The organism is Escherichia sp. WS568 (assembly GCF_046486085.1).
In the GTDB taxonomy this organism is placed as follows: Bacteria; Pseudomonadota; Gammaproteobacteria; order Enterobacterales; family Enterobacteriaceae; genus Escherichia; species Escherichia coli.
Map to the genome: position 1 here is coordinate 42,009 of NZ_JBJQMC010000005.1, position 16,127 is coordinate 58,135.

Annotated in this window: 14 protein-coding genes and 1 pseudogene; 5 read left to right on the forward strand and 10 right to left on the reverse strand. The window is 53.1% G+C overall.

What is annotated here, in order from left to right; genetic code table 11:
- Positions 1-30 precede the first annotated feature (30 nt).
- From nfsB to ACJHWR_RS07225, 5 genes and pseudogenes are all read right to left on the reverse strand, one after another.
- Entirely contained in the window at positions 31-684 is a 654-nt protein-coding gene (gene nfsB / locus ACJHWR_RS07205; protein ID WP_000351480.1) for an oxygen-insensitive NAD(P)H nitroreductase, read from the reverse strand.
- Between the two features lie 78 nt (positions 685-762).
- Positions 763-1,146, reverse strand: a complete 384-nt coding sequence (locus ACJHWR_RS07210) for an MmcQ/YjbR family DNA-binding protein (protein WP_000360950.1) — start codon at positions 1,144-1,146, stop codon at positions 763-765.
- Between the two features lie 64 nt (positions 1,147-1,210).
- Complete coding sequence (locus ACJHWR_RS07215; protein WP_000682524.1) at positions 1,211-1,459, reverse strand: DUF1158 domain-containing protein; 249 nt, start codon at positions 1,457-1,459, stop codon at positions 1,211-1,213.
- Between the two features lie 65 nt (positions 1,460-1,524).
- Positions 1,525-2,643, reverse strand: coding sequence for a YbdK family carboxylate-amine ligase (locus ACJHWR_RS07220; RefSeq protein ID WP_001130634.1), 1,119 nt, complete (start codon positions 2,641-2,643; stop codon positions 1,525-1,527).
- 204 nt (positions 2,644-2,847) lie between these two features.
- Positions 2,848-3,116, reverse strand: a pseudogene (locus ACJHWR_RS07225) (hypothetical protein).
- On the opposite strand from ACJHWR_RS07225, the gene hokE reads away from it, so the two are divergent.
- On the forward strand, positions 3,085-3,237 hold the full coding sequence (gene hokE / locus ACJHWR_RS07230) for a type I toxin-antitoxin system toxin HokE (protein WP_000956465.1): 153 nt from the start codon (positions 3,085-3,087) through the stop codon (positions 3,235-3,237). The pseudogene ACJHWR_RS07225 and the gene hokE overlap by 32 nt on opposite strands.
- 121 nt (positions 3,238-3,358) lie before the next feature.
- Here hokE and entD read toward each other — a convergent pair whose 3' ends face one another.
- Both entD and fepA read right to left on the reverse strand, forming a co-directional pair.
- Positions 3,359-3,979, reverse strand: a complete 621-nt coding sequence (gene entD / locus ACJHWR_RS07235; protein ID WP_012311827.1) for an enterobactin synthase subunit EntD — start codon at positions 3,977-3,979, stop codon at positions 3,359-3,361.
- 174 nt (positions 3,980-4,153) lie between these two features.
- Positions 4,154-6,394, reverse strand: coding sequence for a siderophore enterobactin receptor FepA (gene fepA / locus ACJHWR_RS07240; protein ID WP_001034891.1), 2,241 nt, complete (start codon positions 6,392-6,394; stop codon positions 4,154-4,156).
- Positions 6,395-6,636: 242 nt separating this feature from the next.
- On the opposite strand from fepA, the gene fes reads away from it, so the two are divergent.
- From fes to wzz(fepE), 4 genes are all read left to right on the forward strand, one after another.
- Positions 6,637-7,839: an enterochelin esterase gene (gene fes, locus ACJHWR_RS07245; protein ID WP_000125861.1), complete on the forward strand. Its 1,203-nt coding sequence runs from the start codon at positions 6,637-6,639 to the stop codon at positions 7,837-7,839.
- Between the two features lie 2 nt (positions 7,840-7,841).
- Entirely contained in the window at positions 7,842-8,060 is a 219-nt protein-coding gene (ybdZ, locus tag ACJHWR_RS07250; protein WP_000885787.1) for an enterobactin biosynthesis protein YbdZ, read from the forward strand.
- Complete coding sequence (gene entF, locus ACJHWR_RS07255) at positions 8,057-11,938, forward strand: enterobactin non-ribosomal peptide synthetase EntF (RefSeq protein ID WP_000077773.1); 3,882 nt, start codon at positions 8,057-8,059, stop codon at positions 11,936-11,938. Before ybdZ ends, entF begins: the two co-directional genes overlap by 4 nt.
- Before the next feature lie 214 nt (positions 11,939-12,152).
- Entirely contained in the window at positions 12,153-13,286 is a 1,134-nt protein-coding gene (gene wzz(fepE), locus ACJHWR_RS07260; protein ID WP_000096726.1) for an LPS O-antigen length regulator Wzz(fepE), read from the forward strand.
- On the opposite strand, the gene fepC is transcribed toward wzz(fepE), so the two are convergent.
- The 3 genes from fepC to fepD are packed head-to-tail and all read right to left on the reverse strand — an operon-like array spanning position 13,283 to position 16,088.
- Positions 13,283-14,098, reverse strand: a complete 816-nt coding sequence (gene fepC / locus ACJHWR_RS07265) for an iron-enterobactin ABC transporter ATP-binding protein (protein WP_000140646.1) — start codon at positions 14,096-14,098, stop codon at positions 13,283-13,285. The genes wzz(fepE) and fepC overlap by 4 nt on opposite strands.
- A complete protein-coding gene (gene fepG, locus ACJHWR_RS07270; RefSeq protein WP_000640926.1) occupies positions 14,095-15,087 on the reverse strand; it encodes an iron-enterobactin ABC transporter permease in 993 nt (330 codons plus the stop codon). Before fepG ends, fepC begins: the two co-directional genes overlap by 4 nt.
- A complete protein-coding gene (gene fepD, locus ACJHWR_RS07275; RefSeq protein WP_001295314.1) occupies positions 15,084-16,088 on the reverse strand; it encodes a Fe(3+)-siderophore ABC transporter permease in 1,005 nt (334 codons plus the stop codon). The genes fepG and fepD overlap by 4 nt, the downstream gene beginning before the upstream one ends.
- Positions 16,089-16,127: the final 39 nt, after the last annotated feature.

Sequence of the window (16,127 nt, forward strand, 5' to 3'; positions counted from 1 at the left end):
ATAGCCGGGCAGATGCCCGGCAAGAGAGAATTACACTTCGGTTAAGGTGATGTTTTGCGGCAGACGAGATTTCGGCAGCGTAGCGTTAAAATCTTCAACGCTGTGATGACCCACCGGAACAACTACCAGACTGGTGTAGCCTTTCTCTTTCAGACCAAATTCTGCATCGAGGATGGCGGCGTCAAAACCTTCGATGGGTACCGCGTCCAGACCCAGCGCCGCCACGCCGAGCAGGAAGTTGCCGACGTTGAGATAAACCTGTTTTGCCATCCACTCTGCATCATCATGCAGATCTTTACGGTGCATATCGGCGAAGAACTTGCGACCTTTATCGTTCGCGGCTTTCGCTTCCGGCGTGGCAAAGCGGCCATCGGCATCTTCCTGGTCAACAACCAGCTTCAGCCAGGCATCGTCCATCGCGGTTTTTGCACAGAACACCACGACGTGCGAGGCATCAAGCATTTTACGCTCGTTGAACACGTAATTACCGGCAGCGGATTTGGCAACACGCGCTTTACCTTCTTCCGTGCTGGCAACAATAAAATGCCACGGCTGGGAGTTGGTGCTGGATGGGCTGTATTGCAGTAGAGTTTTTATCTGCTCGGCCTGTTCCGGGGTAAGTTTTTTGCTGGCATCAAATGCCTTAGTGGAATGACGCTTTAAGGCGACAGAAATGATATCCATAAAGACTCCATGTGAAAGTAATTTTGCGTGCCAGCAGATTACAAGGATCGAGATGAAATGGTAAGCGAGAAAAATGCGCTATTGATTTACGGTTGAGTCAGGACGCACTCTTTTTTGATCGCGTTTAGCCAGACCATCAACCACCAGATTCCACGAATCGTTGATCAGATCGCGAAGTAACGCTTCGGAGATTTCCTCGCCGGGATACACCGAAATCCAGTGCTTTTTATTCATGTGATACCCTGGCTTGATGCTTGGGTATATTTGCTGATTTAGCAGGGATTTTTGTGGATCGGACTTCAGATTGATAAAGGGGACGCCGCGCAGCTCCGACGACAGCATAAAAATCTTGCCGCCAATTTTAAAAACATCGAACTCCGGGCCAAAAGGCCAGCAAAGCTCGACAAAGGGTAACTCAAGAGCCAGGCGTTTCGCCGTTTCGTGCAGTGATTGCTTATCCATAAACGTTCCTTTAGGCGAAGGAGAATAAGCAAAGTATGCCGCGAAGTTCGGCGATAATCGACGTTTAATCCGCCAGCGAGAACCAGCGTCGCCAGATAAAGCGCAGAACAAAATACTCAATAGCGCCCAGCACTAAAAACCACAGACAAAACAATAAAGTGTAAAGCTGGCTAAGATCCATCAGATGGAACGTGGTCACCAGTTTTTGTGCCAGCGTCAGCCCCAATGCGGGGGCGGGAAGCAGCAGGCAAGAGAGGAAAGCCATCAGCAAAATGCCTGCTGCGGTGGTCAAGGTTTCTAAAGGGTGTTTCATAACATTGTTAAATGTAAGTTAAAACACCATTGTCAGGGATATTCTTCTGTAAGGCAATTCCCGGCTTAGTCACCGGCCCAGATCTCACAATGCTTTTTCACCAGCCCAATCAGCGAGCCGCCATCGGCGACGAAATCGCGCATCAGCTGCGCTTCATTCAGACCGCTGACGACCTGGCGATGCAGGGCTTCAATTGCGCTCGATGCGCCAATTTTATTTGCAGAAGGGGCGATTTTTTCCAGCAATCGCAAGGTGTCTTCCGTTAGCGGTCGACGATCGCCAGTGTGCGGATCGGTAATGACACCTGCCAGCCCATAGCGGCAGGCCTGGAAACGGTTGAATTTATACAGCAGGTAATCTTTCTCCTGATGTTTAAACGGGCGTTCCGTCAGTAACCAGTGGGCGGTAGCCTGAATCAATCCTGCCATATTTACCGCATGGCTAAGGGTTAACGGGGTATCCATTACCCGAACCTCCACCGTGCCAAAATGAGGACTGGGGCGAATATCCCAGTGCAGATCTTTAATGCTGTCGATCATCGTGGTGTAACTCAGGCAGCGAAACAGGGCTTCAAATTGTTGCCAGTTACTGACCCACGGCATCGGGCCATTATCGGGAAAGGCGGAAAAAATATTCGGTCGTGAGGAGGCAAAACGCGTATCCGTTCCTTGCATATATGGCGACGCGGCGGAAAGGGCGATAAAGTGCGGCACAAACCGTGACAGGCCGTGCAGCAAATAAATGGCATCATCGCCACTGGCGCAACCAACATGGACATGCTGACCAAAAACGGTCGCCTGTTGAATGAGATAACCAAAGTTTTCCAGCGTTCGTTGATAGCGTTCGTTATCGCATACCTCCTGACGCTGCCATTTCTGAAACGGGTGCGTGCCACCGCCGCAAATTTCCAGATGATGATCTGCGGCTGCCTGCAATACGACTTTCTGCATCGCTGAAAATTGCCCGGCAGCCTGGTTGATATCACGGCAAACATCCGTCGCCAGCTCCAGCATACTTTCGGTGATATCGTGCTTTACCTCTCCGGCCGTGATCTTATTTTTAACTGCGTCAATCAGCATTGAAGAGTCCTGGCTTAAGTCATAGCCCGGCGGATTAACCACCTGCATTTCCAGTTCAATACCGAGGGTAAAAGGTTCAGAAACATGAAAATCGGGTAATGGCATAGGTTTCTCTTATGTTGGCGTTTTCTATTCAGTATAGAAGTGGGAGCGACTGGGCGAGATGCGGAAGTTCTGGAATATTTCTTTTTTTGGTGATGGTGACTGAAGCAAATTGGCTACATTTTGCAATGTGACCAGTTGCGTCATAGTTGGCTGGCGGCGAAGAATTTTGACGATTGAGGCGTGCAGATAAAAACGGGTTCAGCTTCAGTTGATCAAATGGGGAGTGAGAAGTCCGAAACAGGATTTACTGTATAAATAAACAGCTATTTTGTTGAGGAAGGGTAAGATAACGGCGGGTGCCTGAAGCTTTCCGGTTTCAGGTTAACTTTGAGGTCTGGAAAGATGAAGCCCCAGGAGATATTTCTATCAACCCTGGGGCTGCCACTCCAAACCCGAACAATTTGGATGGTAGTCCCTTCTTCGCATGGAGGCAATATAAACATGCTGACGAAATATGCCCTTGTGGCAGTCATAGTGCTGTGTTTGACGGTGCTGGGATTTACGCTTCTGGTCGGAGACTCGCTGTGTGAGTTTACGGTGAAGGAACGTAATATTGAGTTTAAGGCTGTTCTCGCTTACGAACCGAAGAAGTAGCCGTTGTGCGGGGAGCAATCCCCGCATATCCGGTTGTCAGGTCAGGATGGTAAGGCACCTGCTTTACACTTTCGCCCGTGGTCAGTGATGGCTGCGGGCGAATCGTACCAGATATTGTCAATTAATTGTGTTGGCACAGCGTTATGACTATCTTTTCTTTTATCTGCCAGTGCACAGCAAACATCTTATTCTCACGATGAATGATGACCTGCTGTTTATTCCAGTTAATTATCTGATAGTCCAGAAATCCTGCATCAGTTTGTCTCTCACATGCCTTAAATGCGCTCTCTTTGGCGGAAAATGCCAGTGTCAGCGCCAGAGAAAAGGCTAAACCGCAGTCTGCGAGTCGCTTGTGTTCCGCTGGCGTAATAATGTTGTCTGTCAATTCTGCCGCTGTTTGCGCAGAAAAAATCTCTTCAATATCAATGCCAATCGGTTGACGAGATACCACGGCTAATGCCGTAGTCCCACAGTGACTAATGCTGCCGTATACCCCCGCAGGCCACACAGGTTGGCGTAGCTCGCCGATTGCGGGCACACATTTATAGCCATATTCCCGCAGCGCATAAACTGCAGCGATCCGTCCGGCTAAATGCTCTGTTTTACGTTTACGTCCAGCGTGTTGCAGTTGCGCGTAGTGTGGCAGCCAGAGTAAATCCTGCTCACAAAAACTCGCCGGATCGAACTTAACAAAATGCAGCGTATTTCCGGCAAAGGGGAGGGCGGTATGCGTAGTTTTCATGTCGACCATATTAGAGACTGATGACAAACGCAAAACTGCCTGATGCGCTACGCTTATCAGGCCTACACTATCCTGCAATATATTGAATTGGCAAGATTTTTGTAGGCCGGATAAGGCGTTCACGCCGCATCCGGCATGAACGACGCGCACTTTGTCAACAATCTGACGTTAGCATCAGAAGTGAGTGTTTACGCTCATATACCACGTACGTCCCGGCTCGTTATAGGTATACGCACCGGCACCGGCGATATAGTTGGCCCCTGCCAGATCGCCCGTGGTCTGGGCATTACCCGCACGCCACAAACGTTTGTCGAACAGGTTGTCCACGCCGCCGGTCAGACTGACATTCTTCGTCACATCCCAGGTCGCGCTCAGGCCAACAATGCTGTACGGGCTGATTTCTTTGGTTTCCGGTCCAACCGCTGGCTGACCTTTATAGTTGTACTTCTTCGGCTGCTGCTTGCCGTACCAGGTGAAGGTTGTTTGCATCGACAAATCTTCCCGTGCCTGCCAGCTCAGCGTTGAGTTCAACGTATACTCCGGGATGATCGACAAACGGTCGCCCGTGGTTTTGTTTTCACTCTTCAGCATATAAGTGATGTTATTGGTCCACATCACCGTTTCGCTAACCGGTACGTTTAACGATCCTTCCAGACCTTCAACCACCGCTTTCGGCACGTTATCCCACTGATAGAGATCGGTGCCAGCCGCATTTTGCCCTACAGCCACATAGCCCGCTTCAATCTTATTGCGATAATCGTTACGGAACCAGGTCACGCCCGCCAGCCAGCCGTCGCGTTTGAACTCCAGACCAATCTCTTTGTTGATACTGGTTTCCGCTTTCAGGTCATCGTTCCCCTGCAGATAGCAGCCGCCCGCGCTGGCGTAACAGCCCTGACCTTTACTGTAGAGAATGTAGTTCGGGTTAGTCTGGTACAGGCTCGGCGCTTTATAGGCGCGGGCAATGCCCATTTTCAGCGTGAAGTCATCACCTAAACCTTGCGATATGTTTAGAGCCGGACTCCAGTTATTGCCAACAATGCTGTGATGATCGAAACGCAGCCCCGGCGTTACGATGGTGCTGTCAGTCAGCTCCATATTGTTTTCGGCAAATAGCGAGAAAATTTCTGCTTTTGAATACGGGCTACGGTCGGTGGCACTCACACCATCAATAGCGCCGCCGGTATTCGTCCCGGTGAGCGCCTGGGTGTTGGAACTTAAATCCTTCATCCGCTGCTGATTCCACTCTGTACCCAGCGTCAGCGTTTGGTTTACGAGGAAATCAATCGGCAGGTTAACTTCGCTGTGCAGCATCACGTCATCAAGATCGATATCTACAAAATCCTGTGCCGCTTTTTCGTTAAATTTCCCTTCAGTACCGCCCGCCAGACCTTCCGGAATACGCGAGTTACGGGTGTGTTCGTACTGCACCCAGTTGCTGGTGGTCACGCCGTTATCCCAGCCACCGTTCCAGGTCAGCGAGTAGTTCTGGCGATACAGGCGGTTGGTTTCATCGCCATATTTCGAGCGAGTGTAAGCGTCAGAGTTGGTGTTCTGCGTATCACCCGCATACAGGTTACCCTGGCGGCTGTAGCCCGCTTCCAGTTCGAGTGACTGCAGAGGCGCGAAGTCCCAGCGCACCACGCCATTAATATCTTTGTTGATCACCCCTTCGCGCCCGGCTGGTAACGTCGTGGCATACGTTCCGGCACGCGCGGACTGATGGCCCTGGTTGATATCCCACGCGTCAGCCTGGGTTTTGTCGAGGTTGCCATACAAGCGGAAGCTGAATTCGTCGCCCAGCGGACCGGTCAGGCTGAAGTTGGTGCGTTTGGTGGCACCTTCCTCTTTATGTTCTGGCGCATTGAAATAAGCATCCCAGGAGCCGTGCCACTCACCGCTGCCTTTTTTGGTAATGATGTTAACCACGCCGCCCGCCGCGCCGTTGCCATAACGCGCAGCTGCCGGACCACGCAGAACTTCAATACGTTCAATCATTTCAGGCGGCACCCAGGAGGTATCACCACGGGTATCGCGCTCGCCACGCCAGCCCTGACGCACTGAGTTACGGCTGCTTACTGGCTTGCCGTCAATCAAAATCAGCGTGTTTTCCGGACCCATGCCGCGAATATCAATCTGGCGGTTATTACCACGCTGACCACTGGTGGAATTACCGGTCAGGTTAACGCCAGGCATGGTACGGATAATCTCCGATACATCGCGGGCAACCGGGTTTTTGCGGATTTCATCTGCGGTGATGGTCGAAACGCCGGGCGCCTGCAAGTTCTGCTCGGCGGCGGTAACAACAATAGTATCGTCATGTGAAACAGGAGTATCGGTCGGCTCTTGTGCCTGTGCTACCCCATAAATCCCCAGATTGACCAACAAGGCCAGGGAATGAATCTTCTTGTTCATTGTTTTATTCCTGCATTTTTGCCACGAATTGCAACTGTCGGGCATGGTCGTCATCAACACGACGCATCCCGCTACCGCGAAAACCTTTGATCCTGAAAGACACGCAGTGCAGCTGATTAATTAATGTCCGCGCTTCCCACGGCGCGCCATTACGCTATTGCAAATGCAAATAGTTATCAATAATATTATCAATATATTTCTGCAATCAATAAAAAATTGCACAGTAAACATGGGGTTATGGTGTGACGGCGTTAAAAGTAGGAAGTGAGAGCTGGTGGCAGTCGAAACATGGCCCGGAATGGCAACGTCTGAATGACGAAATGTTTGAGGTCACTTTCTGGTGGCGTGATCCACAAGGTTCTGAAGGCCACTCGACGATAAAGCGCGTATGGGTCTATATCACTGGCATGACCGATCACCATCAGAACAGCCAGCCCCGGTCGATGCAGCGAATTGCAGGAACCGATGTTTGGCAGTGGACGACACAACTCAATGCCAACTGGCGCGGCAGCTACTGCTTTATTCCTACCGAACGCGATGACATTTTTTCTGCACCATCCCCCGATCGCCTCGAATTACGCGAAGGCTGGCGAAAACTATTACCCCAGGCGATAGCCGATCCGCTGAATCCACAAAGCTGGAAAGGCGGGCGAGGGCACGCTGTTTCTGCACTCGAAATGCCGCAAGCGCCTCTGCAACCGGGATGGGATTGTCCGCAAGCGCCAGAAACGCCTGCCAAAGAAATTATCTGGAAAAGTGAACGGTTGAAAAATTCACGCCGTGTATGGATTTTTACCACCGGCGATGCAACAGCAGAAGAACGCCCGCTGGCAGTTTTGCTTGATGGCGAATTTTGGGCGCAGAGTATGCCCGTCTGGCCTGCGCTGACTTCGCTGACCCATCGTCGGCAACTTCCGCCCGCCGTGTATGTGTTGATCGACGCTATCGACACCACGCACCGCGCCCACGAACTGCCGTGTAATGCGGATTTCTGGCTGGCAGTACAGCAAGAGTTATTACCCCAGGTGAAAGCTATTGCCCCTTTTAGCGATCGCGCCGATCGCACCGTGGTCGCCGGACAGAGTTTTGGTGGGCTTTCCGCGCTGTATGCCGGACTGCACTGGCCTGAACGCTTTGGCTGTGTATTAAGCCAGTCAGGCTCGTACTGGTGGCCGCATCGGGGCGGGCACCAAGAGGGCATGTTACTTGAACAGCTAAATACTGGTGAAGTTAGCGCCGAAGGTCTGCGCATTGTGCTGGAAGCGGGTGTTCGCGAGCCGATGATCATGCAGGCCAATCAGGCGCTGTATGCGCAATTACACCCCCTAAAAGAATCCATTTTCTGGCGTCAGGTTGACGGCGGACATGATGCGCTTTGTTGGCGCGGTGGCTTGATGCAGGGGCTAATCGACCTCTGGCAACCACTTTTCCATGACAGGAGTTGAATATGGCATTCAGTAATCCCTTCGATGATCCACAGGGAGCGTTTTACATTTTGCGCAATGCGCAGGGGCAATTCAGTCTGTGGCCGCAACAATGCGCCTTACCGGCAGGCTGGGACGTTGTGTGTCAGCCGCAGTCACAGGCGTCCTGCCAGCAGTGGCTGGAAGCCCACTGGCGTACTCTGACACCGGCGAATTTCACCCAGTTGCAGGAGGCACAATGAGCCAGCATTTACCTTTGGTCGCCGCACAGCCCGGCATCTGGATGGCAGAAAAACTGTCGGATTTACCCTCCGCCTGGAGCGTGGCGCATTACGTTGAGTTAACCGGAGAGGTTGATGCGCCACTACTGGCCCGCGCGGTGGTTGCCGGACTAGCGCAAGCAGATACGTTGCGGATGCGTTTTACGGAAGATAACGGCGAAGTCTGGCAGTGGGTCGATGATGCGCAGACGTTCGAACTGCCAGAAATTATCGACCTGCGAACCAACATTGATCCGCACGGTACTGCGCGGGCATTAATGCAGGCGGATTTGCAACAAGATCTGCGCGTCGATAGTGGTAAACCACTGGTCTTTCATCAGCTGATACAGGTGGCGGATAACCGCTGGTACTGGTATCAGCGTTATCACCATTTGCTGGTCGATGGCTTCAGTTTCCCGGCCATTACACGCCAGATCGCCAATATTTACTGCGCATGGCTGCGTGGCGAACCAACGCCTGCTTCGCCGTTTACGCCTTTCGCTGATGTAGTGGAAGAGTATCAGCAGTACCGCGAAAGTGAAGCCTGGCAGCGTGATGCGGCATTCTGGGCGGAACAGCGTCGTCAACTGCCACCGCCCGCGTCACTTTCTCCGGCACCTTTACCGTGGCGCAGCGCTTCGGCAGATATTTTGCGCCTGAAACTGGAATTTACCGACGGGGAATTCCGCCAGCTGGCTACGCAACTTTCAGGTGTGCAGCGTACCGATTTAGCCCTTGCGTTGGCAGCTTTGTGGCTGGGGCGATTGTGCAACCGCATGGACTACGCTGCCGGATTTATCTTTATGCGTCGACTGGGCTCGGCGGCGCTGACGGCTACCGGACCCGTGCTCAACGTTTTGCCGTTGGGTATTCACATTGCGGCGCAAGAAACGCTGCCGCAACTGGCAACCCGACTGGCGGCTCAACTGAAAAAAATGCGCCGCCATCAACGCTACGACGCCGAACAAATTGTCCGTGACAGTGGGCGAGCGGCAGGAGAGGAACCGCTGTTCGGTCCGGTACTCAATATCAAGGTATTTGATTACCAACTGGATATTCCTGGTGTTCAGGCGCAAACCCATACCCTGGCAACCGGTCCGGTTAATGACCTTGAGCTGGCCCTGTTCCCGGATGAACACGGTGATTTGAGTATTGAGATCATCGCCAATAAACAGCGTTACGCTGAGCCAACGTTAATCCAGCATGCTGAACGCCTGAAAATGCTGATTGCGCAGTTCGCCGCGGATCCGTCGCTGTTGTGCGGCGATGTCGATATTATGCTGCCAGGCGAGTATGCGCAGCTGGCGCAGATCAACGCCACTCAGGTTGAGATTCCAGAAACCACGCTGAGCGCGCTGGTGGCAGAACAAGCGGCAAAAACACCGGATGCTCCGGCGCTGGTTGATGCGCGTTACCAGTTCAGCTATCGGGAAATGCGCGAACAGGTGGTGGCGCTGGCGAATCTGCTGCGTGAGCGCGGCGTTAAACCAGGCGACAGCGTGGCGGTGGCATTACCGCGCTCGGTCTTTTTGACCCTGGCGCTACATGCGATTGTTGAAGCTGGTGCGGCCTGGCTACCGTTGGATACCGGCTATCCGGACGATCGCCTGAAAATGATGCTGGAAGATGCGCGTCCGTCGCTGTTAATCACCACCGACGATCAACTGCCGCGCTTTGCCGATGTTCCAGATTTAACCCGCCTTTGCTATAACGCCCCGCTTACACCACAGGGCAGTGCGCCGCTGCAGCTTTCACAACCGCACCACACGGCTTATATCATCTTCACCTCCGGTTCCACCGGCAGACCAAAAGGGGTAATGGTCGGGCAGACGGCTATCGTTAATCGCCTGCTTTGGATGCAAAACCATTACCCGCTTACAGGCGAAGATGTCGTTGCCCAAAAAACGCCATGCAGTTTTGATGTCTCGGTGTGGGAGTTTTTCTGGCCGTTTATTGCCGGGGCGAAACTTGTGATGGCTGAACCGGAAGCGCACCGCGACCCGCTCGCTATGCAGCATTTTTTTGCTGATTATGGCGTAACGACCACGCACTTTGTGCCGTCGATGCTGGCGGCATTTGTTGCATCGCTGACGCCGCAAACCGCTCGCCAGAGTTGCGCGACGTTGAAACAGGTTTTCTGTAGTGGTGAAGCCTTACCGGCTGATTTATGCCGCGAATGGCAACAGTTAACCGGCGCGCCGTTGCATAATCTATATGGCCCGACGGAAGCGGCGGTAGATGTCAGTTGGTATCCGGCTTTTGGCGAGGAACTGGCAGAGGTGCGCGGCAGCAGTGTGCCGATTGGTTATCCGGTGTGGAATACGGGCCTGCGCATTCTCGATGCGATGATGCATCCGGTGCCGCCGGGTGTGGCGGGAGATCTCTATCTCACCGGTATTCAACTGGCGCAGGGGTATCTTGGACGACCCGATCTGACCGCCAGCCGCTTTATTGCCGATCCTTTTGCCCCAGGTGAACGGATGTACCGTACCGGCGATGTGGCCCGCTGGCTGGATAACGGCGCAGTGGAGTACCTCGGGCGCAGTGACGATCAGCTAAAAATTCGCGGGCAGCGTATCGAACTGGGCGAAATTGATCGCGTGATGCAGGCGCTGCCGGATGTCGAACAAGCCGTTACCCACGCCTGTGTGATTAACCAGGCGGCAGCCACTGGTGGTGATGCGCGTCAGTTGGTGGGCTATCTGGTGTCGCAATCAGGTCTGCCGTTGGATACCAGCGCATTACAGGCGCAGCTTCGTGAAACATTGCCACCACATATGGTACCGGTGGTTCTGCTGCAACTTCCACAGTTACCACTTAGCGCCAACGGCAAGCTGGATCGCAAAGCCTTACCGTTGCCTGAACTGAAGGCACAAGCGCCTGGGCGTGCGCCGAAAGCGGGCAGTGAAACGATTATCGCCGCGGCATTCTCGTCGTTGCTGGGTTGTGACGTGCAGGATGCCGATGCTGATTTCTTTGCGCTTGGCGGTCATTCGCTACTGGCAATGAAACTGGCTGCGCAGTTAAGTCGGCAGTTTGCCCGCCAGGTGACGCCGGGGCAAGTGATGGTCGCGTCAACTGTCGCCAAACTGGCAACGATTATTGATGGTGAAGAAGACAGCTCCCGGCGCATGGGATTCGAAACCATTCTGCCGTTGCGTGAAGGTAATGGCCCGACGCTGTTTTGTTTCCATCCGGCCTCCGGTTTTGCCTGGCAGTTCAGCGTGCTCTCGCGTTATCTCGATCCACAATGGTCGATTATCGGCATTCAGTCGCCGCGCCCCAATGGCCCCATGCAGACCGCGGCAAATCTGGATGAAGTCTGCGAAGCGCATCTGGCAACGTTACTTGAGCATCAACCGCACGGCCCTTATTACCTGCTGGGTTATTCGCTGGGCGGTACGCTGGCGCAGGGTATTGCGGCGCGGCTGCGTGCCCGTGGCGAACAGGTGGCATTTCTTGGCTTGCTGGATACCTGGCCGCCAGAAACGCAAAACTGGCAGGAAAAAGAGGCTAATGGCCTGGACCCGGAAGTGCTGGCGGAGATTAACCGCGAGCGCGAGGCCTTCCTGGCGGCACAGCAGGGAAGTACTTCAACGGAGTTGTTTACCACCATTGAAGGCAACTACGCTGATGCTGTGCGCCTGCTGACGACTGCTCATAGCGTACCGTTTGAAGGTAAAGCGACGCTGTTTGTTGCTGAACGCACGCTTCAGGAAGGTATGAATCCCGAACGCGCCTGGTCGCCGTGGATTACGGAGCTGGATATCTATCGTCAGGATTGTGCGCATGTGGATATTATCTCTCCAGGGGCGTTTGAAAAAATTGGGCCGATTATTCGCGCTACGCTAAACAGGTAAATTAATATTATCTATAAACCCATAATTACAGGAAATAATTATGGGTTTATCATTTATTTAATTTATAAGTTTGGTGGATATTTCTCTTAAATAGAGTGAATGTTGCATTCAGTGGAAGGAATTTACAAACTTCAGCTTCGGATAATTCTCACCAACTGGTAAAGTGAGCGCCGTGGAGATTTACTCTTATTGGACCCATTTCAGGTTATACCCCATGTCATCACTGAATATTAAACAGGGAAGTGACGCTCATTTTCCCGAGTATCCTCTGGCGTCGCCCAGTAATAATGAAATTGATTTACTTAATCTAATCGAAGTTTTATGGCGGGCAAAAAAAACGGTCATGGCGGTCATTTTTGCGTTTGCCTGCGCAGGATTGCTGATCTCTTTCATCCTGCCGCAAAAATGGACCAGCGCGGCGGTTGTCACGCCTCCAGAACCTGTTCAGTGGCAAGAACTGGAGAAAACATTCACTAAGCTTCGTGTGCTGGATCTGGATATCAAAATTGATCGTACAGAAGCATTTAACCTGTTTATCAAGAAGTTTCAGTCGGTTAGCTTGCTGGAAGAGTACCTGCGTTCATCACCTTATGTGATGGACCAATTAAAAGAGGCGAAAATCGACGAACTGGATTTGCATCGAGCTATCGTCGCATTGAGCGAAAAAATGAAAGCGGTTGATGACAATGCCAGTAAGAAAAAAGATGAACCGTCACTGTATACCTCCTGGACGCTAAGTTTTACCGCGCCAACCAGTGAAGAGGCGCAGACCGTTTTGAGCGGGTATATCGATTATATCTCTGCGTTGGTGGTGAAAGAGTCGATAGAAAACGTCCGTAATAAACTGGAGATCAAAACCCAGTTTGAAAAAGAAAAACTGGCTCAGGATCGCATTAAAACGAAAAATCAACTTGATGCAAACATTCAGCGCCTCAATTATTCACTCGACATTGCCAACGCGGCAGGAATTAAAAAGCCCGTTTACAGTAATGGTCAGGCCGTTAAAGATGACCCCGATTTCTCTATTTCTCTCGGCGCAGACGGTATTGAACGCAAACTGGAAATTGAAAAAGCGGTTACTGACGTTGCGGAATTGAACGGTGAATTACGTAATCGTCAGTATCTTGTTGAGCAGCTAACAAAAGCAAATATCAACGATGTGAATTTTACGCCGTTTAAATATCAGTTAAGCCCGTCATTGCCAGTGAAAAAAGACGGTCCGGGTAAGGCGATTATTGTGATCCTTTCTGCGATGATCGGCGGGATGGTGGCTTGTGGTGGCGTGCTGTTGCGCCATGCGATGGCATCCAGAAAACAGGATGCCGTGATGGAAGAGCACTTAGTTTAAATCTTGGCAGTTGAAGGTGCCGTTCGTCCGAGCGGCACCACGAGCGGCGTTCCGGCAACCGGATCGTCAATAATCATGCAGCGCAGACCATAAATGCGCTCAATCAGTTCAGCAGTGACAATCTCCTTCGGCGCTCCCTGAGCAACAATTTTCCCTTCCCGCAATGCAATCAAATGGCTGGCGTAACGACAGGCCTGATTAAGATCGTGCAGCACCGCCGCCAGGGTATAGCCTTTCTCGCGGTTCAGTTCGCTTAACAGTTCCAGGAGATCAATCTGATGACTGATATCCAGCCAGGTCGTGGGTTCGTCGAGCAGCATAATTGCCGTTTCCTGGGCCAGCACCATTGCTATCCACGCTCGCTGGCGTTGTCCGCCAGAAAGGGTATCCACGCTTTGATCTGCCAGATGAGTGATTCCCGTGGCCTGCATCGCTTTTGTGACTGCCTCTTCATCTTCTTTCCGCCAGCGGGTAAACAGCGGTTGATGCGGATAACGCCCACGCGCCACCAGCTCCTGCACGGTGATATCGCCCGGCGTGGTAGCATTTTGCGCCAACAGACCAATCCGCCGGGCAACTTCTTTACTGGCGTAATGTTGAATGTGCTCGCCATCCAGCCAGACATGCCCGTGAGCAGGCGTCATCAGGCGGCTTAAAGTACGCAGTAAAGTGGATTTACCGCAGCCATTTGGCCCGATAATTGCCGTGAAGTGACCATCAGGTATTTCTACAGTCAGATTCTCCGCAACGGTATATTTGCCATATCCGAGGGTTAACTGTTCGCCGCGCAAACGGGCTACTGATTCGGTCATTTTTTGCGAGACTCCTGAATTAACAAGACGATAAGGTAAATACCGCCGAGGCTGACGGTAACGACGCCAACCGGAAGTTGATACGGCATAAACAGTTGTTGGGCGCAGAGATCGGCCGCCAGTAATAACAACGCCCCGCACAGCGCCGCCTGGGTCAGCCCCCAGCGAGCGGTGCCGCTAATGCGGCGGGCAATGTGTGGCGCGACTAAAGCAATAAAGGAAATCGGCCCCGCCAGGGCAGTGGCAGCTGCGGTAAGCACTACGGCGACCAGCATCATTAACAGCCGCGAACGTTCGACGCTGACGCCCAGCGCACACGCGGTATCATCGCCCATTTCCAGCAAGCGCATCCGGCGTACCAGTAAGGCGGCGGCAATTAGCATCAATATAATGATGGGTGCGGAAGGCGAGGTTTTTGCCCACGTCAGGCCGTTGAGCGATCCGGCATTCCATAAACCCGCTGTTAGCGCCGTTTCTAAAGACGCTTTCAGCAACAGCCAGGTATTAAAGGCCACCAGCATGGCGCGAACGCCGATACCAATAATAATCAACCGAAAGGTGTCGATACCGTTACGCCAGGCAAGCAGCCAGACCAGCAGCGAGGTGACAATGCCGCCCGCTATTGCTGCCAGCGCGATAGCCGTCAGGTCCTGACCAAACAGCACCATCGCCACCAGCACGCCGCTCCACGCCCCGGTGTTAAAGCCCATTACGTCAGGGCTACCGAGCGGGTTACGCATCAGCGACTGAAAAATCGCGCCGCTGACGCCCAGAGCCGCGCCAATTAACAGCGCCATCAGCACGCGTGGTAAACGCCATTCAGTGACCACCATCGTCATACTGCGCGGCGCATCGCCCATCAGCGCGGCGAATACCTGCGAGGTTTCCAGCGTGACGGTACCGCTGCGTAATCCCCAGATACCTGCAACCACACAGGCGGTAATTAGCAGCAAACAGGTGATGATTAATCGGCGAGAGACGTAAATCATGCGCCACCTCGCGTTTTACGTCGCACGAGGAAGATCAGCACCGGTGCGCCAATAAACGCACTGACCACAGAAACGCGTAACTCGCCGGGCACAATCACCCGCCCGATGATATCGGCAAACAGCAGCAGGGCAGGGGTGGCAAGTAGCGTGACGGGCAGCGACCAGCGATGATCGGCACCTACCAGCCAGCGCGCCATATGCGGCATCATCAGGCCAATAAAGGCAATCGGGCCAACTACCGCCGTCGCACTACCACAAAGCACGGTAATCGCCAGCAGACCAATCAACTGTGTGCGCGCCACGCGGCTGCCCAGCGCCGTCGCGGTGTCACTGCCAAGGCTCAAACTGTTCAGTGCACGGCTCAGTAATAACGCAGTTGCTCCGGCGATCAGCACCGGGATCAGCACCACTTTTAAGGTGTGTAAATTACGAATATCCAGTGAACCGGCTTGCCAGAAACGCAGTTGATCGTAGACGTCAGGATTAAGCAGGGCGATGCCGCTGGTCAGCCCTTCCAGCACCGCCGCCAGCGCCACGCCCGCCAGGGTTAAACGCACCGGACTTAACTGCCCGCCGCCCTGGCTGCCGGTAAAGGCAACAATCAACGAGGCCACCAGCGCCCCGGCGAAGGCCATCGCCAGTTGTTCCTGTGCGGAAGAGTAACCAAACAGCGCCGCACCCAGCACAATGGCAAAACTGGCACCGGCGTTCACGCCAAGCAAACCAGGATCGGCAAGTGGGTTTCGGGTGAGGGTTTGCATTAACGCCCCGGCAAGGCCAAGCGCACCGCCTGCCAGTAAACCGGCAAGGGTGCGCGGCAGTCGTGCGTCGAGCACGATGGTGCAGTCGGCGCTCTGGCAGGTGCCGGAGAGGGCCTCCAGCACTACGGAAGCGGGGAGTGATTTTGCTCCAATGAGCAGGCTTAATGCCGTCGCGATAATCAGTAATAACAGCAATCCGGGCACGGCAATGGCGCGTGTCACGGCAACAGAACCAGACATACGAACTTCCATGATAATGAAATTAATTATCGTTATCGA

Coding starts and splice junctions, on each gene's coding strand:
- nfsB (WP_000351480.1), bottom strand. CDS start 684: ATGGATATCATTTCTGTCGCCTTAAAGCGTCATTCCACTAAGGCATTT.
- ACJHWR_RS07210 (WP_000360950.1), bottom strand. CDS start 1,146: ATGGATAAGCAATCACTGCACGAAACGGCGAAACGCCTGGCTCTTGAG.
- ACJHWR_RS07215 (WP_000682524.1), bottom strand. CDS start 1,459: ATGAAACACCCTTTAGAAACCTTGACCACCGCAGCAGGCATTTTGCTG.
- ACJHWR_RS07220 (WP_001130634.1), bottom strand. CDS start 2,643: ATGCCATTACCCGATTTTCATGTTTCTGAACCTTTTACCCTCGGTATT.
- hokE (WP_000956465.1), top strand. CDS start 3,085: ATGCTGACGAAATATGCCCTTGTGGCAGTCATAGTGCTGTGTTTGACG.
- entD (WP_012311827.1), bottom strand. CDS start 3,979: ATGAAAACTACGCATACCGCCCTCCCCTTTGCCGGAAATACGCTGCAT.
- fepA (WP_001034891.1), bottom strand. CDS start 6,394: ATGAACAAGAAGATTCATTCCCTGGCCTTGTTGGTCAATCTGGGGATT.
- ybdZ (WP_000885787.1), top strand. CDS start 7,842: ATGGCATTCAGTAATCCCTTCGATGATCCACAGGGAGCGTTTTACATT.
- entF (WP_000077773.1), top strand. CDS start 8,057: ATGAGCCAGCATTTACCTTTGGTCGCCGCACAGCCCGGCATCTGGATG.
- fepC (WP_000140646.1), bottom strand. CDS start 14,098: ATGACCGAATCAGTAGCCCGTTTGCGCGGCGAACAGTTAACCCTCGGA.
- fepG (WP_000640926.1), bottom strand. CDS start 15,087: ATGATTTACGTCTCTCGCCGATTAATCATCACCTGTTTGCTGCTAATT.
- fepD (WP_001295314.1), bottom strand. CDS start 16,088: ATGTCTGGTTCTGTTGCCGTGACACGCGCCATTGCCGTGCCCGGATTG.